Origin of the sequence: Pseudomonas sp. IPO3778 (genome assembly GCF_013386825.1) — a bacterium.
Taxonomy (GTDB): domain Bacteria; phylum Pseudomonadota; class Gammaproteobacteria; order Pseudomonadales; family Pseudomonadaceae; genus Aquipseudomonas.
The window spans coordinates 1-24,148 of record NZ_JACARC010000018.1 but is presented as its reverse complement, the minus strand read 5'-3'; the positions used below and the strand labels follow the sequence as shown (position 1 = coordinate 24,148).

Annotated in this window: 24 protein-coding genes; 18 read left to right on the top strand and 6 right to left on the bottom strand. The window is 61.7% G+C overall.

The window, feature by feature from the left end; genetic code table 11:
• Nucleotides 1–82: 82 nt before the first annotated feature.
• The 3 genes from HX855_RS07755 to HX855_RS07745 all read right to left on the bottom strand — a co-directional run bounded on the left by HX855_RS07755 (nucleotide 83) and on the right by HX855_RS07745 (nucleotide 1,951).
• Nucleotides 83–841 carry a collagen-like protein gene (locus HX855_RS07755; protein ID WP_177082262.1) on the bottom strand — a complete coding sequence of 253 codons (759 nt, stop codon included), beginning with the start codon at nucleotides 839–841 and terminating at the stop codon, nucleotides 83–85.
• A complete protein-coding gene (locus HX855_RS07750; RefSeq protein ID WP_177082260.1) occupies nucleotides 834–1,127 on the bottom strand; it encodes a DUF1145 domain-containing protein in 294 nt (97 codons plus the stop codon). Before HX855_RS07750 ends, HX855_RS07755 begins: the two co-directional genes overlap by 8 nt.
• A gap of 128 nt (nucleotides 1,128–1,255) precedes the next feature.
• A complete protein-coding gene (locus HX855_RS07745; protein ID WP_177082258.1) occupies nucleotides 1,256–1,951 on the bottom strand; it encodes an OmpA family protein in 696 nt (231 codons plus the stop codon).
• A 180-nt stretch (nucleotides 1,952–2,131) separates the two neighbouring features.
• On the opposite strand from HX855_RS07745, the gene HX855_RS07740 reads away from it, so the two are divergent.
• From HX855_RS07740 to HX855_RS07725, 4 genes are all read left to right on the top strand, one after another.
• Nucleotides 2,132–2,629 (top strand): DUF6231 family protein, encoded by a 498-nt coding sequence (locus HX855_RS07740; RefSeq protein WP_177082256.1) that lies wholly within the window; start codon nucleotides 2,132–2,134, stop codon nucleotides 2,627–2,629.
• A 4-nt stretch (nucleotides 2,630–2,633) separates the two neighbouring features.
• Entirely contained in the window at nucleotides 2,634–3,104 is a 471-nt protein-coding gene (locus tag HX855_RS07735; protein ID WP_177082254.1) for a YchJ family protein, read from the top strand.
• Between the two features lie 61 nt (nucleotides 3,105–3,165).
• Nucleotides 3,166–3,666, top strand: coding sequence for an LEA type 2 family protein (locus HX855_RS07730; RefSeq protein WP_177082252.1), 501 nt, complete (start codon nucleotides 3,166–3,168; stop codon nucleotides 3,664–3,666).
• A complete protein-coding gene (locus tag HX855_RS07725) occupies nucleotides 3,663–3,863 on the top strand; it encodes an SEC-C metal-binding domain-containing protein (protein WP_003213695.1) in 201 nt (66 codons plus the stop codon). The genes HX855_RS07730 and HX855_RS07725 overlap by 4 nt, the downstream gene beginning before the upstream one ends.
• Before the next feature lie 121 nt (nucleotides 3,864–3,984).
• Here HX855_RS07725 and HX855_RS07720 read toward each other — a convergent pair whose 3' ends face one another.
• A complete protein-coding gene (locus HX855_RS07720) occupies nucleotides 3,985–5,376 on the bottom strand; it encodes an ATP-binding protein (RefSeq protein ID WP_177082250.1) in 1,392 nt (463 codons plus the stop codon).
• Entirely contained in the window at nucleotides 5,373–6,083 is a 711-nt protein-coding gene (locus HX855_RS07715; RefSeq protein ID WP_177082248.1) for a response regulator, read from the bottom strand. Before HX855_RS07715 ends, HX855_RS07720 begins: the two co-directional genes overlap by 4 nt.
• Nucleotides 6,084–6,279: 196 nt before the next feature.
• On the opposite strand from HX855_RS07715, the gene HX855_RS07710 reads away from it, so the two are divergent.
• The 5 genes from HX855_RS07710 to HX855_RS07690 all read left to right on the top strand — a co-directional run bounded on the left by HX855_RS07710 (nucleotide 6,280) and on the right by HX855_RS07690 (nucleotide 12,494).
• Complete coding sequence (locus HX855_RS07710) at nucleotides 6,280–8,661, top strand: TonB-dependent siderophore receptor (protein ID WP_177082246.1); 2,382 nt, start codon at nucleotides 6,280–6,282, stop codon at nucleotides 8,659–8,661.
• Nucleotides 8,662–8,664: 3 nt separating this feature from the next.
• Nucleotides 8,665–9,345: a Fe2+-dependent dioxygenase gene (locus tag HX855_RS07705; protein WP_177082244.1), complete on the top strand. Its 681-nt coding sequence runs from the start codon at nucleotides 8,665–8,667 to the stop codon at nucleotides 9,343–9,345.
• 28 nt (nucleotides 9,346–9,373) lie between these two features.
• The gene (locus HX855_RS07700) at nucleotides 9,374–10,489 is read left to right on the top strand and encodes an ABC transporter substrate-binding protein (RefSeq protein WP_177082242.1); all 1,116 of its coding nucleotides are present in this window, start codon (nucleotides 9,374–9,376) and stop codon (nucleotides 10,487–10,489) included.
• A 161-nt stretch (nucleotides 10,490–10,650) separates the two neighbouring features.
• Nucleotides 10,651–11,709, top strand: coding sequence for an iron ABC transporter permease (locus HX855_RS07695; RefSeq protein ID WP_177082240.1), 1,059 nt, complete (start codon nucleotides 10,651–10,653; stop codon nucleotides 11,707–11,709).
• The gene (locus tag HX855_RS07690) at nucleotides 11,706–12,494 is read left to right on the top strand and encodes an ABC transporter ATP-binding protein (RefSeq protein ID WP_177082238.1); all 789 of its coding nucleotides are present in this window, start codon (nucleotides 11,706–11,708) and stop codon (nucleotides 12,492–12,494) included. Before HX855_RS07695 ends, HX855_RS07690 begins: the two co-directional genes overlap by 4 nt.
• 158 nt (nucleotides 12,495–12,652) lie before the next feature.
• Here HX855_RS07690 and HX855_RS07685 read toward each other — a convergent pair whose 3' ends face one another.
• The gene (locus HX855_RS07685) at nucleotides 12,653–13,204 is read right to left on the bottom strand and encodes a cysteine hydrolase family protein (RefSeq protein WP_177082236.1); all 552 of its coding nucleotides are present in this window, start codon (nucleotides 13,202–13,204) and stop codon (nucleotides 12,653–12,655) included.
• 96 nt (nucleotides 13,205–13,300) lie between these two features.
• Between HX855_RS07685 and HX855_RS07680 the strand changes: the two genes are divergently transcribed.
• The 9 genes from HX855_RS07680 (at nucleotide 13,301) to HX855_RS07640 (ending at nucleotide 24,027) form a co-directional block, all read left to right on the top strand.
• Entirely contained in the window at nucleotides 13,301–13,945 is a 645-nt protein-coding gene (locus HX855_RS07680; RefSeq protein ID WP_177082234.1) for a glutathione binding-like protein, read from the top strand.
• A 233-nt stretch (nucleotides 13,946–14,178) separates the two neighbouring features.
• On the top strand, nucleotides 14,179–16,620 hold the full coding sequence (locus tag HX855_RS07675) for a penicillin acylase family protein (protein ID WP_177082232.1): 2,442 nt from the start codon (nucleotides 14,179–14,181) through the stop codon (nucleotides 16,618–16,620).
• Between the two features lie 232 nt (nucleotides 16,621–16,852).
• The gene (locus tag HX855_RS07670) at nucleotides 16,853–17,857 is read left to right on the top strand and encodes a ligase-associated DNA damage response exonuclease (RefSeq protein ID WP_177082230.1); all 1,005 of its coding nucleotides are present in this window, start codon (nucleotides 16,853–16,855) and stop codon (nucleotides 17,855–17,857) included.
• Nucleotides 17,854–19,488, top strand: coding sequence for an ATP-dependent DNA ligase (locus HX855_RS07665; RefSeq protein ID WP_177082229.1), 1,635 nt, complete (start codon nucleotides 17,854–17,856; stop codon nucleotides 19,486–19,488). Before HX855_RS07670 ends, HX855_RS07665 begins: the two co-directional genes overlap by 4 nt.
• 360 nt (nucleotides 19,489–19,848) lie before the next feature.
• The gene (locus HX855_RS07660) at nucleotides 19,849–20,628 is read left to right on the top strand and encodes a transporter substrate-binding domain-containing protein (protein ID WP_177023308.1); all 780 of its coding nucleotides are present in this window, start codon (nucleotides 19,849–19,851) and stop codon (nucleotides 20,626–20,628) included.
• Between the two features lie 57 nt (nucleotides 20,629–20,685).
• A complete protein-coding gene (locus tag HX855_RS07655) occupies nucleotides 20,686–21,414 on the top strand; it encodes an ABC transporter permease (protein WP_177082228.1) in 729 nt (242 codons plus the stop codon).
• Complete coding sequence (locus HX855_RS07650) at nucleotides 21,411–22,121, top strand: ABC transporter permease (protein ID WP_177082227.1); 711 nt, start codon at nucleotides 21,411–21,413, stop codon at nucleotides 22,119–22,121. The genes HX855_RS07655 and HX855_RS07650 overlap by 4 nt, the downstream gene beginning before the upstream one ends.
• Before the next feature lie 9 nt (nucleotides 22,122–22,130).
• The gene (locus tag HX855_RS07645) at nucleotides 22,131–23,249 is read left to right on the top strand and encodes a succinylglutamate desuccinylase/aspartoacylase family protein (protein WP_177082226.1); all 1,119 of its coding nucleotides are present in this window, start codon (nucleotides 22,131–22,133) and stop codon (nucleotides 23,247–23,249) included.
• A gap of 13 nt (nucleotides 23,250–23,262) precedes the next feature.
• Nucleotides 23,263–24,027 carry an ABC transporter ATP-binding protein gene (locus HX855_RS07640; RefSeq protein ID WP_003209529.1) on the top strand — a complete coding sequence of 255 codons (765 nt, stop codon included), beginning with the start codon at nucleotides 23,263–23,265 and terminating at the stop codon, nucleotides 24,025–24,027.
• Nucleotides 24,028–24,148 lie beyond the last annotated feature (121 nt).

Sequence of the window (24,148 nt, the reverse complement as noted above, 5' to 3'; positions counted from 1 at the left end):
GCTGGAGTGCGCAGCGCTCCCGCTTTTTTTGGGGCCGCTACGCAGCCCAGCGGGAGCAAGCTCCCTCGCCACAGGTAAAGCATTAAAGCCGTTGAACAGTCACAGCACCCGCAGGCCCCGCTGGCCCCGGCTGCCCTTCCAACCCGGCCCGGCCTTTCTCGCCGCCATCGGCGCGGTACACCAGGCACCCCTTGGACTGCCCGCCTTTACCCGGTTTGCCCGCCGTGCCCGCCAAACCACCGGCACCGCCGTCCACCCAGACTTTGATTTTCTCGCCTGGGAAGTCCTGCGGCAGCTCCACACGAACCTGCGCACCCGCCGCACCCGGCAGCCCGTCGCCGCCGTTGTCGCCATTGGCGCCGCGCCCGGCCGAGCCCCAGGTGCAACCCGGGTCTTCACCGTTGGCACCGTCCAGTCCGGCGTAACCCTGGGCGCCTGCACCGCCGCGAGCATCCACCGACAGCTCATCGGCCGTCAGGGAGTTAATGCGCAAGATCAAATCGCGCCCGGCCTTGGCCGGACGTTCGTGAGTACCCGGTGCGCCACGGGAGGTGATCTGGCTACCATGTTCCAGCTGCGCCTGGCGCACCTGCAACTGCAGCGCAGTGCTGCCGGGGACGATGGCGATGCGTGCGTCGCGGCCCAGGTGCAATTCATCCACCGTCACCTGAGTGATATTGGCGGGAATCAGCAAGGTGCCGTAATCCGCCACGTCCAGCCTTTCCAGCTGCAAAACGCCACTGCTGTTGGGCAGGCGCATCAACGAGTTGGTCTCGACGCTGACGCTCTGGGCCAGGGCGATGGGGCTGACCAGCAGGGCCAACAGAAAAACCTTACGCATGATTGGCCTCCTTATTTACATCATCAGTCGGTGCCGGCGCCGAAAAGCTCTGCACATGGAACATACCCACCAGCAGGATTTGCAAGCGGTCACGCCAGGGATGGGCACGGTTTTTCACACTGCCGTTGAACAACAGCAGCTCAAGAATATGGGTCAACAACAATAGGCTGCCGGCCAGACTGACCAACAGGTGAAACGGATTGATCAGGGGTGTAAACAGATTGACCACCACCACGACCCAGAACACCAACGTCAAACACTTCCCCAGCCCCCAAAACACCTTCATCCCGCACGCTCCCCTTGCACATTATTCTTTGGGCGCACAGTAACGACTTCTAAGGGCGTTGTGCCAGTGAAGGATTAAAAAATTGATAAAGGGGCCCCTGTGGATCCCACAGGGGCCTTGAGGGTGTGTCAGCGGTTGATCTGAATTTCCACGCGACGGTTCAGGGCGCGGCCATCCGCGGTTTTGTTATCCGCCACCGGATGGCTTTCGCCGGCGCCGGTCACTGAGACAAAACTGCTACGCGGGATGCCGGAACTGACCAGGTAGTCGGTCACCGAGTGAGCGCGTCGTTCAGAGAGTTTTTGGTTGTAGGCGTCTTTACCGACGCTGTCGGTATGCCCGCTGACGCGCAGTTGCGCACTCGAGGCTTCTTTTTTCAGGCGGGTGGCGATGGTGTCGAGCTTGGTTTTGTCGGCAGCCGTCAGCTTGGCGGAGTCGAACTCGAAGTGCACGTCACGGATCACGATGGTCTCTTCCTTGACCACCACCACTTCCTCTTGAACCACCGCGACCGGAACCGGTGGGCAGCCATTGGCATCCACCTGCACCCCTTTGGGCGTGCCAGGGCACTTGTCGCGGCTGTCCGGCACACCGTCGCCGTCTTCATCGCCATCGCCGTGCACCCAGCAGTAGGCGCCGGCCATGCCGCCGATCAGCAGCGCGCCATAGCCCGCATAGGAAGAGCTTTGGGTCGCACCGATGGCCGCTCCCGTCACACCGCCGACCGCAGCGCAGGTGGGCCAATCGGTTTTTTGCAAGCCTGCGCAACCTGTCAATACTCCGGTTAGCAGAACCAAGGGTAGAGCTGTCCGCATGATGCTCATCTGACTTTCTCCTGAGGGGATCGGCGGGGGCCGATGGGTGGAGTAAAGACGGCTCTTTTCATCTGCGCCAGCGTGTCACACCCCTGTATTCATTGGGCCGGGCTGTTTATTGTCGCCGCCCGCTCTAGGCCCGCACGCTCAGGCAGGCTAGTCTCTACGGTCCTGATGCGAGGATCTTCGATGACCGCCGGTATTTCTACCCGTACACCCCAGCAAGCGCTCGCCGCGCTGCTTGATCTACACGCGCCCAAACGCCTGCTGTTATTGGGTGCCAGCCAGTTCCCGGCGTTGGATGCGTTCAAAGAGGCCCACCCGGATACCGTGGTGTCCTTTGCCGAGCCTGGCCCCTTGCCCGCCGACCTCGCCGCCCAGCGTTTTGACCTGGCCCTGGTGGTCGACTGCCTGGAACACCTGTCAAAACCTGCGGGCCTGACCCTGTTGGGGGGCATCCGCAACCTCAACGCCAGCCGCATTGCAGTGCTGGTGGACCTGGCCGCCTGCCACTGGCAAGACACCGACTTCTTCTCCCTGGCCCTGCAAGCCAGCGAGCGTTTCCAGCGGGACGATCAGGTTTTGACGCTGTTTACCTATGATCTGCTTGACTATAAGCAGGTGCCGGATTGGCTGAACGCCCGCTTCTGGGCCAACCCGGAAAACTTTGGAAAGTATTGGTGGTAACCCGATGAGTACATCCATTTGCCCCTGCGGCAGTGGCAACCTGCTGGATGCCTGCTGCGGCCATTACCACGCTGGCCACCCGGCACCATGCGCCGAAGCGTTGATGCGCTCGCGCTACAGCGCCTATGTGCTGGGCCTGGTGGACTACCTGGTAACCACCACCCTGCCCGCACAACAGGCGGGACTGGACACCGCGGCCATCGGCGCCTGGAGCGCCCAAAGCACCTGGCTGGGCCTTTCAGTGGAAAGCTCCGAGGTGTTCGGCGGCCAGCCGGAACATGCCTTCGTGACCTTTACCGCCCGCTGGCACGACAGCACCGGCGAACACAGCCACCGTGAGCGCTCCTCATTCGTACAGAACAAGGAACACTGGTACTTCATCGACCCGACGGTGGACGTGAAGGCCGGGCGCAATGACGCCTGTCTGTGCGGCAGCGGGCAGAAATTCAAGAAGTGCTGTTCCGGCTACCTCTGACATTCGTTGATACCCGGCGGGCTCGTGCTTGCTATGCTGACTCTTCATACGGAGTAACGGCATGGTTTCTCAAGCGCGGGTATTCAGGACTTACAGCCTTCTGCTGGCATTGATGCTCGGGCTGTCCGGCTGCGCGTCCTGGTTTGCCGACGATGCGCCCGCCCCCGAGGTTCGGCTGGTCAAGGTCGATCCCGTGCGGGTCAAGCTGCTGGAGCAGAAGTTCAAGCTGTATTTCCGTGTGGATAACCGCGATGACAACGACCTGACGGTGCGCGGCCTGGTGTACAAGGTCACCCTGGGCACTATGCTGCTGACCGAAGGCGAGTCCAATGAATGGCTGACCGTGCCGCCCCACAGCCACGCTTTTTTCCGGGTATCGGTGCGCACCAACCTGTGGCCGCAGATCCGCGAGGTGGTCGACATGTTGAAAAATCCGCGGGAGCCCGTGCCCTATCGCCTTGAAGGCGAACTGAAAACCGGTTTATTTATCGGGAACGACGTGCAGGTGCGGCGCAATGGCGAGATAATGCCCGGCGATTTTATTCCGGAGCGACATCGATGACTCAGCAACCCCATGTCCATGGTCCTGACTGCAACCACGACCACGATCACCATGATCACGACCACGGCCATGTCCACGGCCCAAACTGCGGCCACGCTCACCAGGAGCCGGTGCGCAACACGTTGAAGGATGTGGGTCGTAACGATCCTTGCCCGTGCGGCAGCGAGAAGAAATTCAAGAAGTGCCACGGGGCTTGATGCCCTGAACACTGGTCAGTGTGGGAGCTGGCTTGCCTGCGATAGCAATCTTTCAGACAACATTGGTGTGACTGAAACACCGCTATCGCAGGCAAGCCAGCTCCCACATTTTGACCGTATTTCAAGCTGGAATTTTGCGCTGAAACTGCAACACCACCTCCAATCCCCCGCCTTCCCGATTACTCAAGCTCAACCGCCCATCATGGGCACTGGCAATCGTATGCGCGATGCTCAACCCCAGCCCGTACCCGCCGGTCTCGGCATTGCGTGAGCCTTCCACCCGGTAGAACGGCTCCATCACCTGCTCCAGCTGTTCCTGGGGAATCCCCGGCCCACGGTCGCTGATCACAATCTTCAGGCTGGGCGCCTTGTCCTCAACCCGCACCACCACCTCACTGCCATAACGCACCGCGTTCTCCAGCAGGTTCTGCACACAACGCTTGAGGCTGCGGGCGTATCCGGGCAATGGCTGTTTGGCCCGCCCCTCTATCGTGACGGTCTCTCCCACATCCTGCAGGTCCGCTTGCAAGCTTTGCAGCAAGGCGTTGATGTCGATGTTCTGGCGCTTCTCGTTGATTTCACCGCTGCTGACAAAGTCCAGGGTGCTGGCAACCATGTGTTCCATTTCCTCCAGGTCGCTGCGAAAACGTTCCTTGGTGCGGTTGTCGTCGAGCATTTCCGTGCGCAACCGCAGGCGTGTGATGGGCGACCGCAGGTCGTGGGAAATCGCCGCGAGGAAGCGCGTGCGTTCAGCAATGTTGGCGATCAGCCGCTGCTGCATGGCATTGAACGCCTGGGCGGCGCGGCGCACTTCCGTGGGGCCATCAACAGCCAACGGTGGCCGCTGAATGTCCCGGCCCAACGCTTCGGCAGCCTTGGCCAGGGCATTGAGCGGGCGAATGGCCAGGCGCACCGCCACCAGGGCGATGATCACCAGCACCAATACCCGCAGCAAGTAAATGCGCATCACGTAGTCGAACAGCAAGTCCATCGGCGACGTACTGGTCCAGCCCTGCTCCTCGGTGGCCTGCACCTGCAGCCAGCGCCCGTCCGGCAAACGCAGGTCAATCAGGAACTGTCCCACCACCGGTTTGGAACCGAGCAAGGTCGACAGCCCCGCGTGATGGCCTTCAGCGTCCAGCAACTTGAGGCTCAACAGGTGCAGGTTCTGGGTGTAGCCGGTCTTTTCCGAGAGCACTTTATTGAGCAAACGCTCGGTGGCCTGGTCGCTGCCGCTGATACTACTGGCCACATCACTGGCCTGATCACTCAAGGTCAGGTGAAAACGCGGTGTGTCCAGCATCTTGATCAGCACATCAGCCTGCGCCGGATCGCTGTGCACCAGCCGCACCACGTCCGCCAGCCGCGTGGCAATCAGCCGGCTGGGGATTTCCAGGACCTGGCCATGACGCATGTCGTACCAGATGCTGCTGGTCAGGGCCTGGGCCGCGAGCATGCCGCTGACCAGAATCAGCACCAGCCGGCCAAACAGCGAACGCGGCAGCAGTGTCACGATTGCAGCGCCACGTCGTCGGCGGTGAGCATGTAGCCCTCATTGCGCACGGTCTTGATCAGCCCGGCCGGCAATTGCGAGCGCAGGCGGCTGACGCACACATCAATGGAGCGATCGAATGGCGTGCTGTCCTTGTCGAACACGTGGTTGAGCAAGAAGTCGCGGCTCAGCGGCCGGTTGGGGTGCTGCAACAGCAGGCGCAACACCCGGTAATCGGAGTTGCCGAGGCTCACCACCACGCCGTCCGGCGAGAGCAATTGCCGCGCCCGGGTGTCCAGCTGCCAGCCGGCGAAGCTGATACTCGGCGCTTCGTCCAGCCGCGCCCGGTCGGGAAAACTCTGCACCCGGCGCAGCACCACCTTGATTCGCACCAGCAATTCCCGTGGGTCGAACGGCTTGGGCAAATAATCGTCGGCGCCGATCTCCAGGCCGACGATCCGGTCGATCAGCGTGCCCTTGGCGGTGAGCATGATCACCGGCGTGTTGGAGCTGACCCGCAATTCACGGCACAAACTCAGGCCGTCTTCGCCGGGCAGCATCAGGTCGAGCACGATCAGGTCGATGACGTTCAGCGCCAGGCGACGGCGCATTTCCTTGCCGTCGCCGGCAGTGGACACCTGAAAACCGGCGTCACTCAGGTAGTCACACAACAGTTGGCGGATTTGCGGGTCGTCATCAACGATCAGCAGGTGGTCTTGTTTGGCCATGGGGCAACTCGTCCGAAACTCAAAAGGCAGGAGATAGCCGAAACGTCAGCCGGGAGTACGCGCAAATGTAATGGAATGTTGTGGTAAGCGGTAATCGCGCATCCACATTACAAAGCCACGGCATGACGCCCGGTATCGGTCTTTAGACTACCGAATCTAAATGAGATTAATTGTAATTTAGCCTAGGTCACTCTGAATGCCATTGCCTTCCCCTCGCGCCTTGTCGCTGCCCTCTACCCTTGCGCCGATGTTTGGCCTGCTTGCCGCCGGCAGCCTTTCTCCCACTGCCTGGGCCGATGCGCCCGTGGCGGCGTCCAATGATTCGGTGCTGAGCCTGCCGGAAATCAAAGTCGATGGCGAAGCCACCTCCACCTTCAAGGTGGACCGGGTGACCTCGGCAAAAATCAGCCAGCCCCTGCTGGACGCGCCGCAAAGCGTGACCATCGTCCCGCAGCAAGTGCTCAAGGAGCAGAACGCGCAGACGTTGCAGGAAGTGTTGCGCAACGTGCCGGGCATCACCTTCATGTCCGGCGAAGGCAACCTGGGCTGGGGCGACCTGTTTTCGATTCGCGGCTTTTCCTCGGAACAAAGCCTGACCGTCGACGGCGTGCGGGATGCTGGCCAATCGACCCGTACCGACACCTTCAACCTGCAACAGGCGGAAGTGTTCAAGGGCACCGGTTCGATCGAATCCGGCGTGTCGGCTGTAGGCGGCAGCGTCAACCTGGTGAGCAAAGAAGCGCACCTGGGGGATGCCAACAAACTCTCCGCCGGCATCGGCACCGACAGCTACCGCCGCCTCACGGGCGATTTCAACAAACAACTGAACGACACCACCGCCCTGCGCATCAACCTGATGAAGCACTACAACCAGGTGGCCGAGCGCGACGACGTGGACTACGACCGCTGGGGCATCGCGACGTCCCTCGGCTTCGGCCTGGGCACCGACACCCGCCTGTTTATCGACACCTTCTACCAGAAGGACGACAACACCCCGGACGGTGGCGTACCGATCCAGCGCGGCACCGATGGCGACCGCATGCCCGGCGTGAAGCGCTCCAATTGGTACGGCGATTCGCACCTGTACACCCAGCAAACCAAAACCACCTCGCTGACCACCCGCTTCGAGCATGATTTCGACTGGAACGAAGCGACCCTGAAAAACCAGACCAAGTGGGAGCGCACCGACAACTTCGCGGTGCTTTCACCCGCACGCTTCTTTGCCGCCAACGCCAATGGCCAGAAAACCTGCACCGGCACACGCTGTGCGACCTTGGGCTACACGGGCGTAGGACCGATCAGCCAAGTCCCCGGCAGCACGGTGAATGCCTACCCGGGATATACCAACAGCGGTAACACCGCCTACGGCATTCTGCGGGGCAGCGACTTCGGTCAGTCGACGCGCTACACCATTCTCGACAACCAGACCGACTTCGCCTTCACGCTCAATACCGGCAGCCTGGAACACGCCGTGGTCAGCGGGCTTGAGTTCTATCACGAGACCTACGGCGGCCTGAAACGCAACGCCGAGGTGCCGGCGGGCGATCTGTTCTTTGACATGAACGACCCGAACCACAGCTTTGCCAGCACCACGGTGACCAAGGGCGAAGGCCAGCCTCGCTCGGTGATCGACAACGCCGGTATCTACCTGGGTGACACCATCACCCTGAACGAACAGTGGCAAGTGCTCGGTTCCCTGCGCTACGACAACTGGCAGGCCGAGACCACCCAGCGTGGCCAGGCGTCCATCAACAGCACCGACGGCGCCGTGAGCGGTCGCGTTGGCGCGGTGTACAAGCCGTTGCCTAACGGCAGCATCTACGTGTCCTACAGCGAGGCGGCACAACCGTCGGCCTTGGGCGCGTCCACCAACAATCAGATCTACGGCGCCGCCAGCACCAGCAACTACACCCCGGCCAAGTCGAAAACCTACGAAATCGGCACCAAGTGGGACATTGCCCACGACCTGCTGAACGTCACCGCCGCGATTTTCCGCACCGAACTGGACAACTCCTGGGAATATCAGGATGGCGAAAGCGCCCCGGTCCGCGCCCTCCCGGCCAAACGTGTCGACGGCGTGGAGCTGGGCCTGCAAGGCAATATCACCCCGCGCTGGACGGTGTACAGCGGGTTCTCGGCGCTCAAGAGCACCCAGACCAAGGGCGCCAACAAAGGCGAAGAAGCCAAGAACGTTCCCGACCTGACCGCCAACCTGTGGACCACCTACGCCGTCACCGACGACCTGAGCCTGAGCTACGGCGCGCAATACGTAGGACGCCGGCGCTACAGCGACAACAAATACGTCGGCGGCCTGAACAACAACAGCAGCTACGCCACCGGCCCGTCCGGCGTGTACGCCATCTACACCCGCGACCACGAAAAGGCCCCCGGCTACTGGCTCAACAACCTGGCCGCGCAATACAAGGTGACCAAACAAACCACGGTCAACCTCAACCTCAACAACGTGTTCAACAAGTTCTACTACAGCCAGATCGGCTCATCCCTGGACGGCTTCCAGCTCTACGGCATCCCGGGCGCCGGGCGCACGCTCACGGCCAGCGTCGACTATGAGTTTTAAGCCGTGCTGATCGAGATCCCCGGCCTGTTGAGTGCCCAGGAAGTCGAGGTGGCCGTCGCCACCTTGCTCGACCAACCGTGGGTCGACGGCAAGGTCACCGCCGGGCAGCGCTCGGCCATGGCGAAAAATAACCGGCAGTTGTCGGAGGACACTCCGGTAGCCATTCGCCTGGGTGAGCAAATTCTGTCGCGGCTGTCGGACAACGCGCTGTTCATGTCCGCGGCCCTGCCAAAGAAAATCTACCCGCCACTGTTCAACCGCTACAGCGGCGGCGAGGCCTTCGACTGGCATATCGATAATGCCATCCGTGGCCTCAAGGGCGTGCGCGAACGGGTGCGCACCGATATCTCCGCCACCTTGTTCCTCGCCGACCCGGCCAGCTATGACGGCGGCGAACTGGTTATCCGCGACACCTTCGGCGACCACGCGGTGAAGCTGCCCGCCGGGCACGTGCTGATCTATCCGGGCAGCAGCCTGCACAAGATCAACCCGGTGACCCGAGGCGAGCGCATCGCCAGTTTCTTCTGGATCGAAAGCCTGGTGCGCGAAGACAGCCAGCGCCAACTGCTGCTGGACATGGACGTGGCGATTCAACGCCTCACCGCCCAGCACGCCGACGACCACGCGCTGCTGCAACTGAGCGGCGCCTATCACAACCTTTTGCGGCGCTGGAGCGATGCCTGATGCGCCGCCTTCACCTGGAGTTCTCGCCATGCTGAAACCTCGCAACTTCCTCAAGCTGGGCGCGCTGTTTGCCGTGCTGATCCTTGGTCACGCCGAAACCGCCGCCGCCCATGAAGTCACCGATGTGCTGGGCCGCAAGGTCGAGGTGCCAGACCACGTACAGCGTGTGGTGCTCGGCGAAGGCCGGCTGATTTCGGCCTTTGCCTTGCTGGACAAGGACGCGCCGTTCCAACGGATCGTCGGCTGGCAGAATGATCTGAAACTGCTGGACGCCCACACCTACAACGCTTACGTGGCGAAATTTCCGACGGTGAAAGACATTCCGCTGATTGGTCAGGCCTCGGAGCAAAGCGTCAGCGCCGAGGAAATTCTTTCGCTGAAACCCGACCTGGCGGTGTTCAGCATTTCCGGCCACGGCCCGACCGAACACAGCCCGGTGGCGGATGTATTGGCCAAGGCAGGGATAGCGGTGTTGTTCGTCGACTTCCGCATCAACCCGGTGCAAGGCACCCACACCAGCATGACGGCCCTGGGCCAGGCCCTTGGCCGGGAAACCCAGGCCAAGGCGTTCCTCGACTTTTATGACCAGCACATCAAGGTGATCACCGACGCCGTCGCCACCTTGCCGGCCGGGCCGCGCCCGAGCGTGTTCCTTGAGCTGCTGGCCGGCGCCTGGCAGGCACCGGGGCACACCACCGGCAAGAGCGGCATGGGTGAAGTGATCAAACTGGTGGGCGGGCGCAACATCGCCGCCGACGTGGTGCCGGGGGCGCTGGGGGATATCAGTGTGGAGTACGCGCTGAAGGCTGACCCGGATGTGTATGTGGCCACCGGCAATCACACGCCTGGGTTAATTCTGGGGGCTGGCGTGAGCAACAAAGACGCTCAAGCCGCGTTTGACACGGTGCTCGCACGGCCAGAGTTTGTGAACCTTCGGGCGATTCGTGAGGGCAATGCCCACGGCCTGTGGCATGACTTCTACAACTCGCCGTACAACCTGCTGGCGATTGAAGCGCTGGCCAAGTGGGTGCATCCGGAGCTGTTCGCCAAGCTGGACCCACAGGCCACCATGGAAGCGATGAACCAGCAGTTCCTCGGCATGCCGCTGCAGGGTGCTTACTGGATTGATGGCAAGGCCAAGTAACCAAGGCTCACACCCCATTCCCTGCCTGGACACGGTTCCTGTGGGAGCTGGCTTGCCTGCGATAGCGGTGTTGGATTCACCATCGCCATCGCAGGCAAGCCAGCTCCCACACTGACCGAGTATCGACAGGGATTTTCGTCGTTTTCAAGGCTGCGAATCCAATGACCACTCAAACCCTCGACCTCGCCACCGCCAGCCAGGGCTATCGTCGCCTGCTCGCGCGCCGTTGCTGGCTGTTGGCCCTGCTGGGAGGCGCGCTGGTTTGCGCAATCCTCGTGGACCTGGCCAGCGGCCCGTCGGGCATGGGCCTTGGCGCCCTGCTCGACGGTTTGCTGCACCCGGCCCACCTGAGTGCCACCGACCAAGTGATTATCTGGAACGTGCGCCTGCCCTACGCCTTGATGGCCGTATTGGTCGGTTGCGCACTGTCGCTCGCAGGCGCCGAGATGCAGGCCATCCTTAATAACCCGCTTGCCAGTCCGTTCACGCTGGGGGTTTCCTCGGCGGCGGCGCTGGGCGCGTCCTTGGTGATTGTGTTTCCGGTGACCACGCTGTGGGTGTCGGCCAATACAGCCATTTCCATTTCGGCGTTTGTATTCGCCGCCGCCTCGGTATTTTTGCTGCAAGCCATGTCACGCCTGCGGGGTGCCGGGGTGGAAAGCCTGGTGCTGTTCGGGATTGCCCTGGTGTTCAGTTGCAACGCGGTGGTCGCCCTGTTGCAACTGGTGGCCACCGAGGACGTGCTGCAGCAACTGGTGTTCTGGACCCTGGGCAGCGTGACCCGCGCCAATTGGGACAAGCTCGGCATCCTTGCCTTTGTGGTCGCCGTGGTCATGCCCTTTTCCTTCGCTGCCGCCCCGCGCCTGACCCTGCTGCGCATGGGCGAAGACCGCGCGCAAAGCTTTGGTGTCGACGTGAAGCGCCTGCGGTTTTTCTCGTTGTTGCGCATCAGCCTGCTGTCGGCCACCGCCGTGGCGTTTGTGGGAACCATCGGATTTATCGGCCTGGTAGGTCCGCATATCGCGCGGATTCTGGTGGGGGAAGACCAGCGCTTCCTGCTGCCGGCCAGCGCGCTTGTGGGCGCTTTGCTGCTGTCGCTGTCGTCCATCGCCAGCAAGCTGATCATGCCCGGGGTGATCGTACCGGTGGGTATCGTCACCGCCCTGGTGGGCGTGCCGATTTTCGTGTTGCTGGTGTTCAAGCGTGGGAGGCAGTTATGAGTAGCGGGTTGTCGGTTCAAAACGCCCACGTCAGTTATGGCCGGCGGCAGATTGTGCATGACTTGAGTTTGCCGACCTTGGCCCACGGCAGCTTGACCGCGTTGATCGGGCCCAACGGTGCGGGCAAATCGACGTTGTTGCGGGCCGTGGCCGGGTTGGAAAAGATGCAGGGCGTTGTCAGATTGGGTGACCTGGACCTGACAAAAATGTCTGTCGGCGAACGCGCCCGACGCGTGACCTATATGCCGCAGAACCTGCCGCCGGGCTTAAGCCTGAGCGTGATGGAAAGCGTGATCGCCGCGCTGCGGGTGGCGAGCGTCGATGGCCTTGCGCTGTCCAGCGACGCGTGCATGCGCGAGGCGTTTGATGCATTGCAAAGGATCGGCATCGCTCATCTGGCGGATCAGCTGTTGAGCACGTTATCCGGAGGCCAACGGCAATTGGTCAGCCTGGCGCAACTGATCGCGCGCCGCCCGCAGGTGATGCTGCTGGATGAGCCCACCAGCGCGCTGGATCTGAACTACCAGCTGAAGGTCATGGACTGCGTCAGGGGTTTGGTGCGCGAGCACAACCTGATTGCGGTGGTGGTGCTGCACGACATCAACCTGGCGGCGCGTTATGCCGACCATATCGCGGTGCTGCGACAGGGCCGGTTGTATGCCAGTGGTACAGCGGACGACGTGCTGGATGCGGCGTTGTTTGCCGAGGTCTATGGCGTGCAGGTGCGCATTGAGCGGTGTTCCCAGCAGACGTTGCAGGTGCTGGTGGATGGCGCCGTGGCTTAGATCCTCTGTGGCGAGGGAGCTTGCTCCCGTTGGGCTGCGCAGCAGCCCCAAAACCTGGGCACACGCGTCTTCAGGCGGACTGAGGTGAGGCACTCGGGAGCGCTTCGCACTGGAGCTCCAGCCCGGTCCAGCGGGAGCAAGCTCCCTCGCCACAACGGTCACTCCAGCAACTGTTTGGAGGAAATCACTGTGGCGTATTCACCGTGCAGGTTACCCAACGACATGGCGTGCACCGTCTCGGCCGAATGCATCCGCCCGAAAAAGTCCGCCTTGTCGAAGGTGTAGCAGGCATCTTCGATCACCCATGTCTCAAACCCCAGGTTGCCGGCAGTTCGGGCCGTGGCCTCCACCGAGTTATGGGTGGCCACGCCCACCAGCACCACTTGCCGAATCCCGGCCTCACGCAAATTCGCTTCCAGCCCCGTCCCACAAAACGCGTCCGGCACCCGCTTCTGGATCAGTCGCTCATCGGCTTGCGGAATAAACGCGTCCTGAAACTCCACACCCGACTGTTCCGGCCAGAACACCGACTCCGGTGAATGGGACAAATGCTGCACATGAATCACCGGCCACCCGTTGCGCCGCCAATGCTTCAAAAGCTCAAGCATCCGTGCTTCCGCCTGCGGGTTATTACGCCGCCCCAGCTTGGGATGATGGATGCCTTTTTGCTGATCAATCAGCACCAACGCTGCGCCCGAACGGATTTCCATATCGATAGACCCAAATGTTTCATTGAATTTTCGTCACGGTAACATTACCTATACCTACAGGCATTCGCCCAAGCGTCCCACCCCTTGGAGAGCTTCATGATCGATCTGTACTACTGGACCACCCCCAACGGTCACAAAGTATCGTTGTTCCTGGAAGAAGCCGGCCTGCCTTACAAGGTGCACCCGATCAACATCGGCCAGGGCGACCAGTTCAAGCCCGACTTTCTGAAAATCGCTCCCAACAACCGCATCCCGGCCATCGTCGATCACAACCCGACGGACGGTGGCGCACCGATTTCCCTGTTTGAATCCGGCGCAATCCTGCTGTACCTCGCGGAAAAAACCGGCCAGTTCATTCCCCAGGACCTGCGCGGGCGTCAGGAAGCCCTGCAATGGTTGTTCTGGCAAATGGGCGGCCTGGGCCCGATGGCCGGGCAGAATCACCACTTCAGCCAGTTTGCCCCGGAGAAGATTCCCTACGCGATCAAACGCTATGTGGATGAGACCGCCCGCCTGTATGGCGTGCTGGACCGGCGCCTGGCCGACCGCACATTTGTGGCCGGCGAGGCATACAGCATTGCCGACATGGCGATCTATCCGTGGATCGTTTCCCACAAGTGGCAAAGCCAGAAGCTGGAAGACTTCCCACATGTAGAACGCTGGTTCAACCACATCAAGCAACGCCCGGCGACAGTGCGTGCTTATGAGCTGGTGCAGAAGGTCAATCCGCCGAAGTCCTGAAGGTCAACGGGATCAAAAATGTGGGAGCGGGCTTGCTCGCGAAGGCGGTGGATCAGCCACAACTCTTTTAGCTGATACACCGCCTTCGCGAGCAAGCCCGCTCCCACACTGATTTGTGCCCGACTAGAAACCTTACGCAAATCCTGAAATAAGCATCGCCTCCCGCTTGCGTCGTTTCGCCGCGCTCACTAACGTAGCGCCTTTACTGACGCTACCCCCGCAGGAGCTTTGCCATGGCCTCGCCAGCCCTCTCACATTTTCTTCCCCGGTTCGGCGTTGCCGCGGCCATTGCCAGTGCCCTGGGCCTGGCCGGTTGCCAGTTACAAAGCACCCAAGACACCCTGCCTCCGGTTTCCGGCGTGCAGCCCATCAAGGGCTTGGCGCAGAACGTTTCGGTGCGCCGCAACAGCCAGGGCATCCCGCTGATTGAAAGCAGCACCTTCCATGACGCGCTGTTCACCCTGGGCTACGTGCACGCCAGCGACCGCATCACCCAGATGGTCACCCTGCGCCTGCTGGCCCAGGGCCGTCTGGCGGAAATGTCCGGGCCGGATGTGCTGGATGTCGACCGTTTCATGCGGGCGGTCAACCTGCGCAAGAGCGCCGGCGAGCTGTATAACGCCTCGTCGCCGCGCCTCAAGCGCTTCTTTGAAGTGTATGCGCGCGGGGTCAACGCCTACCTGTTCCGCTACCGCGACAAGCTGCCGCCTGACCTGGCCCAGACCGGCTACAAGCCTGAATACTGGAAGCCGGAAGATTCGGCGCTGCTGTTCTGCCTGCTGAATTTCAGCGAGTCCACCAACTTGCAGGAAGAACTGTCCTCGTTGGTACTGGCGCAAAAAGTCGGCGCCGACAAACTCGCCTGGCTGACCCCAAGCTACCCGGATGAACCATTGCCGGTGGCCGAGTCCGACAAGCTCAAGGGCATCAACCTGAGCCAGATCCCGGGCCTTGCCGCGTTGACCAGCCTCAGCGAACACCTCGGCACCCTGAACACCCTGGGCACCTCCAGCTCCAGCAACTGGGCGATCGGCCCGCAGCGCAGCCGCAGCAACAAGAGCCTGCTGGCCAACGACCTGTCGACGTCGATGCAGGCCCCGTCGCTGTGGAACTACGTGCAGATCCGCTCGCCGAAATACCAGGCCGCCGGTGTGTCGATTGCCGGTCTGCCAACCCTGCTTTCCGGCTTCAACGGCAAGGTGGCCTGGAGCATGAGCCAGGTCGCGGGTGACACTCAGGACGTGTTCCTGGAGAAGGTCAAGCGCCAGGGCACTGCGCTGTACTACGAGAACAACGGCAAATGGCTGCCGGCCATCGTGCGTAACGAAACCTACTTCGCCAAGGGCCAGCGGCCGATTCGTGAAGCGGTGTACGAAACCCGTCACGGGCCATTGCTCAATAGCGCCCAGTCGCTGAACAGCGGCTACGGCCTGGCCTTGCAGACCGCCGACTTCAAGGACGACAAGAGCCTGGACGCGTTCTTCGACCTGTCCCGTGCGCAAAATGCCGGTAAAGCGTCTGACGCCACCCGGGAAATTCGCGCCATTGCCCTGAACATGATCTTCGCCGACGCCAGCAGCATCGGCTGGCAAGTGACCGGGCGCTTCCCGAACCGCCGTGAGGGCGAAGGCCTGGTGCCGTCGCCGGGCTGGGATGGGCGTTTCGATTGGGACGGCTACGCCGACGCGATGCTGCACCCTTACGATCAGGACCCGACCCAGGGCTGGATCGGCACCGCCAACCAGCGCACCATTCCCCGCGGCTACGGCATGCAACTGTCCAACTCGTGGGCGGCGCCGGAACGCGCCGAACGGATCGCGCAACTGGCGGGCAGCGGCAAGCATGACAGCCGCAGCATGATCGCCATGCAGTACGACCAGACCACCACGTTTGCCGCCAAGCTCAAGAGCATGTTCCAGGCGCCGGGCATGGCCCAGCCGCTGAAACAGGCGATCGACGCATTGCCGCTGGCCGAACAGGCCAAGGCGCGGGAAGCGTTGGGCCGCCTGATGGCCTTCGATGGCCGGCTGTCCGCCACCTCCGCCGACGCGGCGATCTATGAGTTGTTCCTGCAGGAAAGCGCCAAGCAGATTTTCCTCGACGAACTCGGCCCGGAAAACAGTGCCACCTGGAAAGCCTTTATCGGCAATGCCAACCTGTCGTACTCGGCCGTGGCCGATCACCTGCTGGGCCGCGAAGACAGCCCGTTCTGGAACGACGCCCGCACCGGGCAGAAAACCGACAAGCCGGCGATCCTGGCCCGCAGCCTGGCCGCTGCAATCACCGCGGGCGACAGCGCATTGGGCGTCGATCACAAGGCCTGGCAGTGGGGCAAACTGCACAGCTACACCTGGAAAAACACCCGCGGCCAGGCCCTTCGTGGGCCAGTGGCAGCGGGGGGCGATCACAACACGCTGAACAGCGCGCCGTATAGCTGGGGCCAGAGCTTCGACACCACCCAGGTGCCGGCGCTGCGGATGATTGTCGACTTCGGGCAAGTGGAACCGATGATGGGCCAAAGCGGCATCGGCCAATCCGGCAACCCGGCCAGCCCGAACTACGCCAATGGCATCGACCCGTGGCTGAAGGCGCAATACCTGAGCTTCCCGATGCAGCCGCAGAATTTTGACGGGGTGTATGGGAAGACGCGGTTGACGTTGGTGCCGGGAAAATAACCCGATATACCTGACAAAACCGAATCAAACTGTGGGAGCGGGCTTGCTGTGGTGAGCGGGCTTGCCCTGCGTTGGGCTGCGAAGCAGCCCCATCCATCTGGGGTGAACCCGACGGGGGACAAGCCCCCTCACCACAGCAAGCCCGCTCCCACATTTGACTGCATACATTCCGATAGAACTTCTCCGCTCATCCCCGCCTCATAACTAACAAGCCCACCTCCCCGGCACGCCCATGGACCTTGTTATCGCCCGGCCCGAAGGCCTCTACTGCCCCGCCGGGGATTTCTACATCGATCCCTGGCGCCCGGTGGAGCGCTCGGTGATCACCCACGCCCACGGCGATCACGCCCGCACCGGCAACCAGCATTACCTGGCCGCGGCCCCCGGCGAAGGCATCCTGCGTTCGCGCCTGGGCCAGGGCATCAACCTGCAAACCCTGGCCTACGGTGAAACCCTGCGCCACCACGGCGTCAACGTGAGTTTCCATCCGGCTGGCCACGTGCTCGGTTCGGCCCAGGTGCGTTTGGAATACCAGGGCGAAGTCTGGGTGGCCTCCGGTGACTATAAAGTGGAGCCCGACGGCACCTGTGCGCCGTTCGAGCCGGTGCGCTGCCATACCTTTATTACCGAATCGACCTTCGGCCTGCCGATCTACCGCTGGCAGCCCCAGGCGCAGATTTTTGCCGGGATCAACGATTGGTGGCAGGCCAATATCGCCGCCGGCAAAGCCAGCGTGTTGTTCTGTTATTCCTTCGGCAAGGCTCAGCGAATCCTCCACGGCATCGACGCCAGTATCGGCCCGATCCTCAGCCATGGCGCGGTCGACCCCCTGAACCGGGTGTACCGCGAAGCCGGCATCTATATCCCCGAAACCCTCTACGCCGGTGATTTCAAAAAGACCGACCCCTTGCTCCGCCAAGCCCTGATCATCGCCCCGCCCTCGGCCGGCGGCAGTACCTGGATGCGCCGTTTCGGCGATTACAGCGACGCCTTCGCCAGCGGCTGGATGCGCTTGCGCGGTGCCCGGCGGCGACGCGGGGTGGACCGCGGCTTTGTGCTTTCAGACCACGCCGATTGGCCCGGCCTGTTGTGGGCCATTGAGCAAACCGGCGCCGAGCGGGTGATGGTCACCCACGGTTCCGTGGGCGTATTGGTCCGGCACCTGCGGGAACAAGGCCTGGATGCCCAGGGATTCACCACCGAATACGGCGATGACGAAGAGGAAGTGGCGTCATGAAAGCCTTCGCCGAGCTGTACGCCAACCTCGACGCCACCACCTCCAGCAACGCCAAGCTTGCCGCGCTGCAGGCCTATTTTCTCCAGGCGCCGGCGCAAGATGCCGCGTGGGCGGTGTACTTTTTATCCGGAGGGCGGCCCCGGCAACTGGTGCCCTCACGATTGCTGCGGGACATGGCGACCGCCGCCGCCGGCATTGAGCCGTGGTTGTTCGAAGAGAGTTATCAGTCGGTAGGCGACCTGGCGGAAACCATTTCCCTGCTGTTACCGGAATCGCCCCACACCTCGGACGACGGTTTGGCGGTGTGGCTGGAAGAAAAACTCCTGCCCCTGCGTGGCTTGCCGCCCGAAGCATTGGCCGAGCGCCTGCCCGCCTTATGGGCACAACTGGATCAACCGAGCCTGATGCTGTGCATCAAGCTGATCACCGGCAGTTTCCGGGTCGGCGTGTCGAAGCTGCTCGTCACCCGAGCCCTCGCCGCGATGGCGGAGCTGGACAGCAAGCGGGTGGCCCAGCGTCTGGTGGGCTACACCGACCTGTCCAATCGCCCGACGGCCGAAGGCTATTTGAAGCTGATTGCCGCCGAATCGTCCGACGAACACGCCCAACGTGGTGGGCAGCCTTATCCGTTTTTTCTTGCCCATGCCCTGGCCCAACCGGTGGAGCAATTCGATGCCCTGCTCGGCGCCCCCGCTGACTGGCAGGTGGAATGGAAGTGGGACGGCATCCGCGCGCAACTGGTCAAGCGCGAAGGCCGCCTGTGGATCTGGTCACGGGGCGAAGAACTGGTCACCGATCGCTTCCCGGAGCTGCACGACCTGGTACACGGCCTGCCTGATGGCACGGTGATCGACGGGGAAATCGTGGTGTGGAAAGGCTCGGTACAACCCTTCGCCCTGCTGCAACAACGCATCGGCCGCAAAACCCTGGGCAAGAAAATCCTCGAGGACGCCCCGGTCGCGGTGCTGGCCTACGACCTGCTGGAACACCACGGCGAAGACTGGCGCAACCACACCCAGGCCGAGCGCCGGGCACAACTGGAGCAGGTGATTGCCGACTGCGACCAGCCCGCGTTACGAGCTTCGCCAGTGCTGACCGGCGCCAGCTGGCAGGCATTGGCGCAGCAGCGCGAAGCGTCCCGCAGCCTGGGGGTGGAAGGCATGATGCTCAAGGCGCGGGATGGCCTTTACGGGGTGGGCCGGACCAAGGACATGGGCGTGTGGTGGAAGTGGAAAGTCGACCCGTTCAGCGTCGACGCGGTGTTGATCTACGCCCAACGTGGCCATGGCCGGCGCGCCAGCCTGTACAGCGACTACACCTTCGCCGTGTGGGACGGCCCGCCGGGCGGCGAACGTACGCTGGTGCCGTTCGCCAAGGCGTATTCGGGGCTGACCGATGAAGAAATGCGCAAGGTCGACGGGATTATCCGCAAGACCACCGTGGAAAAATTCGGCCCGGTGAGCAGTGTTACCCCAAGCCTGGTGTTTGAGCTGGGCTTCGAAGGCATTGCCCTGTCCAAGCGGCATAAGAGCGGGATTGCCGTGCGTTTCCCGAGGATGTTGCGCTGGCGCCAGGACAAGTCCGTCGAGGAGGCCGACAACCTGGCGACCCTGCAGGATTTACTGGCCTGACACCTCTCACAAACGCCACCGATCAATGTGGGAGCGGGTTTGCTGTGGCGAGCGGGCTTGCCCCGCGTTGGGCTGCGAAGCAGCCCCATCAATCTGTGGTGAACCCGACGGGGGACAAGCCCCCTCACCACAGCAAGCCCGCCCCCTCATTTGAAAACTTCACACGCCTCAAAATGATGCATGGATTTATCAATGCCCATTTTCGGGCATTTCCTGTCGACTAAACTCCTTAATCTCACCTTTTAAAACGACCATTCGGAACTATGGTGCAGAAATTGCTACTTGAGTTCGGTCTGACACCGTTCAGTAACAGTCCTAACCGCGCCACAAGCGCTTATCTTGGTTTCCAGGGATTACATAATGAAAAAAGCATTGCTGACCCTTTCTGCACTGGCTCTGTGCATGGCCGCAGGTTCTGCGCTGGCCAAGGAATACAAGGAATTGCGTTTTGGTGTCGATCCGTCCTACGCGCCGTTTGAGTCAAAAGCCGCTGACGGTAGCCTGGTGGGCTTCGATATCGACCTGGGCAATGCCATCTGTGCCGAGCTGAAGGTCAAGTGCAAGTGGGTCGAAAGTGATTTCGACGGCATGATTCCAGGCCTCAATGCCAACAAGTTTGATGGCGTGATTTCCTCGATGACCGTGACCGAAGCCCGTGAAAAGGCGATCGACTTCTCCAACGAGCTGTTCTCCGGCCCGACGTCCCTGGTGTTCAAAAAGGGCGCGAACTACTCCACGCCTGAGTCCCTCAAGGGCAAAACCGTGGGCTACGAGCAAGGCACCATCCAGGAAGCCTACGCCAAGGCCGTACTGGACAAAGCCGGTGTGACCACCAAGGCCTATGCCAACCAGGACCAGGTGTATGCCGACCTGACTTCCGGCCGCCTGGACGCTTCCGTACAGGACATGCTGCAAGCCGAACTGGGCTTTTTGAAGTCGCCAGCCGGCGCTGACTACGAAGTCAGCAAGGCCATCGACGATCCATTGCTGCCGTCCAAAACTGCGGTCGGTATCAAAAAAGGTAACAAAGACCTCAAGGCCTTGTTGGATAAAGGTATCAAAGCGTTACACGATGATGGCACCTACGCCACCATCCAGAAGAAACACTTTGGCGATCTGAACCTGTACAGCGGCAAATAATGCCTGGGGCGCCCTTCCTCTGGAGGGGCGCTTTTTTATCGCCATAGGTCCTGATTTATGTTCGAAGATCTTTTGCAAACCCTGGGGCTCAGTGCCTTTAGCTTGAAGGGTTTCGGCCCGCTGTTGCTGCAAGGCACCTGGATGACCGTCAAGTTGTCGGTGTTCTCCCTGGCCGTCAGCGTGTTGCTGGGCCTGCTCGGCGCCACCGCCAAACTCTCCAGCCTGTCGTTCGTGCGGATTCCCGCGCAGATCTACACCACCTTGATTCGCGGCGTGCCTGACCTGGTGCTGATGCTGCTGATTTTCTACAGCCTGCAAATCTGGCTGACTGGCTTTACCGACTTTATGGAATGGGACTACATCGAGATCGACCCATTCAGCGCCGGGGTGATCACCCTGGGCTTTATCTACGGTGCGTATTTCACCGAGACCTTTCGCGGCGCGATCCTCGCCGTGCCCCGTGGCCAATTGGAGGCCGCCACGGCCTACGGGCTTACGCGCGGCCAGCGGTTTCGTTTCGTGACCTTCCCGCAGATGATGCGCTTCGCCCTGCCGGGCATTAACAACAACTGGTGTGTGATGCTCAAAGCCACGGCACTGGTGTCGATCATCGGCCTGGCGGACCTGGTCAAGGCCGCGCAGGATGCGGGCAAAAGCACCTATCAGCTGTTCTATTTCCTCGTGATCGCGGCGTTTATCTACCTGCTGATCACCAGCGCGTCCAACGTCGTCCTGCGTTACCTGGAACGGCGCTACTCCGCAGGCTCCCGGGAGGCCGTGCGATGATCGAGCTTATTCAGCAATACTGGCGCCCCTTCCTTTATAGCGACGGCCAACACATTACCGGCCTGGCCATGACGATGTGGCTGCTCAGTGCCTCAATCTTCATCGGCTTCCTGGTCTCCATTCCGCTGTCCATCGCCCGGGTTTCACCCAATCGTTGGGTGCGCTGGCCGGTGCAGTTCTACACCTACCTGTTTCGCGGCACGCCGCTGTATATCCAATTGCTGATTTGCTACACCGGGATCTACAGCATCGCGGCGGTTCGCGCGCAGCCGGTGCTGGATGCGTTCTTTCGTGATGCGATGAACTGCACGATTCTCGCCTTCGCCCTCAACACCTGCGCCTACACCACGGAGATTTTTGCCGGGGCAATCCGCAGCATGGCCCACGGCGAAGTGGAAGCGGCGAAAGCCTACGGCCTGAGCGGCTGGAAGTTGTACGCCTACGTGATCATGCCGTCGGCCCTGCGTCGCTCGCTGCCGTACTACAGTAATGAAGTCATCCTGATGCTGCACTCGACGACGGTGGCCTTCACCGCGACGATCCCGGATATCCTGAAAGTCGCCCGGGACGCCAACTCGGCCACCTACATGACGTTTCAATCATTCGGTATCGCTGCGCTGATCTACCTGACCGTGACCTTTGCCCTGGTCGGTCTGTTTCGTCTGGCGGAGCGCCGCTGGCTGGCCTTTCTCGGGCCCAGCCATTAAGGAGCCTTCATGCGTCATCAGATTCATCCACTTGTGGCGCCGGTGCCGGGCACGGCGCGGCAGATCCACAGCTTCCACTTCGGGCCGGAACAGGCCGAAGGCAAGATCTACATCCAGTCGTCGCTGCATGCCGACGAGTTGCCGGGCATGTTGGTGGCCTGGCACTTGAAGGCACGCCTGGCGCAACTGGCCGCCGCCGGCCGCCTGCGCAGCGAGGTCGTGCTGGTGCCCATCGCCAACCCGACCGGCCTGGAACAGGTGTTGATGGACATCCCCCTGGGCCGCTACGAGTTGGAAAGCGGGCAGAACTTCAATCGCCTGTTTGTCGACCTGAGCGGCGAAGTCGGCCATCAGGTCGAAGGCCTGCTGGGGGATGACCCGCAGCACAACGTGGAGTTGATCCGCGACGCCCTGACCCTGGCCCTGGCGGCGCAAGAACCGGTTACGCAACTGGAGTCCCAGCGCCTGACGCTGCAACGCCTGGCGTGCGACGCCGACATGGTGCTGGACCTGCACTGCGACTTCGAAGCCGTGGCGCACCTGTACACCACCCCCGAAGCGTGGCCAAAGGTTGAGCCGTTGGCGCGCTATATCGGGTCGGAAGCCAGCCTGTTGGCCACCGACTCCGGCGGGCAGTCGTTCGATGAGTGTTTCACCCTGGTGTGGTGGCAACTGCAGCAACGGTTTGGCGAGCGCTTCCCGATTCCGATGGGCAGTTTTTCGGTGACCGTCGAATTGCGCGGCCAAGGTGATGTGAATCATGGCCTGGCCAGCCTCGACTGCCAGGCGATCATTGACTACCTGATTCACTTCGGCGCGATCAGCGGCGAGCCTGCGCCATTGCCGGAACTGCCCTACCCGGCCACACCGCTGGCGGGTGTGGAGCCGATCGCTACCCCCGTGGGCGGCTTGCTGGTGTTCAGCGCACTGCCCGGGGAATACCTGGAAGCCGGGCAACTGATTGCCGAAATCATCGACCCCATTTCTGACCGCGTAACGCCGGTGCATTGCCGCAATGCCGGCCTGCTTTACGCCCGCTCGCTGCGACGCATGGCCACTGCCGGGATGGTTATCGCCCATGTCGCAGGCCTTGAGGCCTATCGCAGCGGCTATCTACTTTCGCCTTGAGGATGCACGCCCCATGTACAAATTGACCGTTGAAGGCCTGCATAAAAGCTATGGCGACAATGAGGTGCTCAAAGGTGTTTCGCTCAAGGCCAAGACCGGCGATGTGATCAGTTTGATCGGCGCCAGCGGCTCGGGCAAAAGCACCTTTTTGCGGTGTATCAACTTTCTTGAACAGCCGAATGACGGGGCCATGACGTTGGATGGCCAGCAGATTCGTATGGTCAGTGACCGCCACGGGATGCGCGTGGCTGATGACGCGGAGTTGCAGCGTTTGCGTACGCGGTTGGCGATGGTGTTTCAGCATTTCAACTTGTGGAGCCATATGAGTGTGCTGGAGAACATCACCATGGCGCCGCGTCGGGTCTTGGGCTGCAGCAAGAAGGACGCCGAGGACCGCGCTCGCCGTTATCTGGACAAGGTTGGGCTGCCGGCGCGGGTGGCGGGTCAGTATCCGGCGTTTTTGTCGGGTGGTCAGCAGCAGCGGGTTGCGATTGCCCGGGCGTTGGCGATGGAGCCGGAGGTGATGCTGTTTGATGAGCCGACTTCGGCGCTGGACCCGGAATTGGTGGGTGAGGTGTTGAAGGTGATCCAGGGTTTGGCTGAGGAGGGCCGGACGATGATCATGGTGACCCATGAGATGAGCTTTGCCCGGAAGGTTTCGAGCCAGGTGCTGTTTTTGCACAAGGGGTTGGTGGAGGAACAGGGCGCGCCGGAGGATGTGCTGGGGAATCCGAAGAGTGAGCGGTTGCAGCAGTTTTTGAGTGGGAATTTGAAGTAGGGCTGGGGGGCATATCCGTTATTTAGGTAACGGCCGCTGACGGTTCCGCTCTTACAGCGGCTCACTTTTGAAAAGCGCAAAAGTAAGCAAAACGCTCTTGCCCCACCACTCGGTGCCTCGC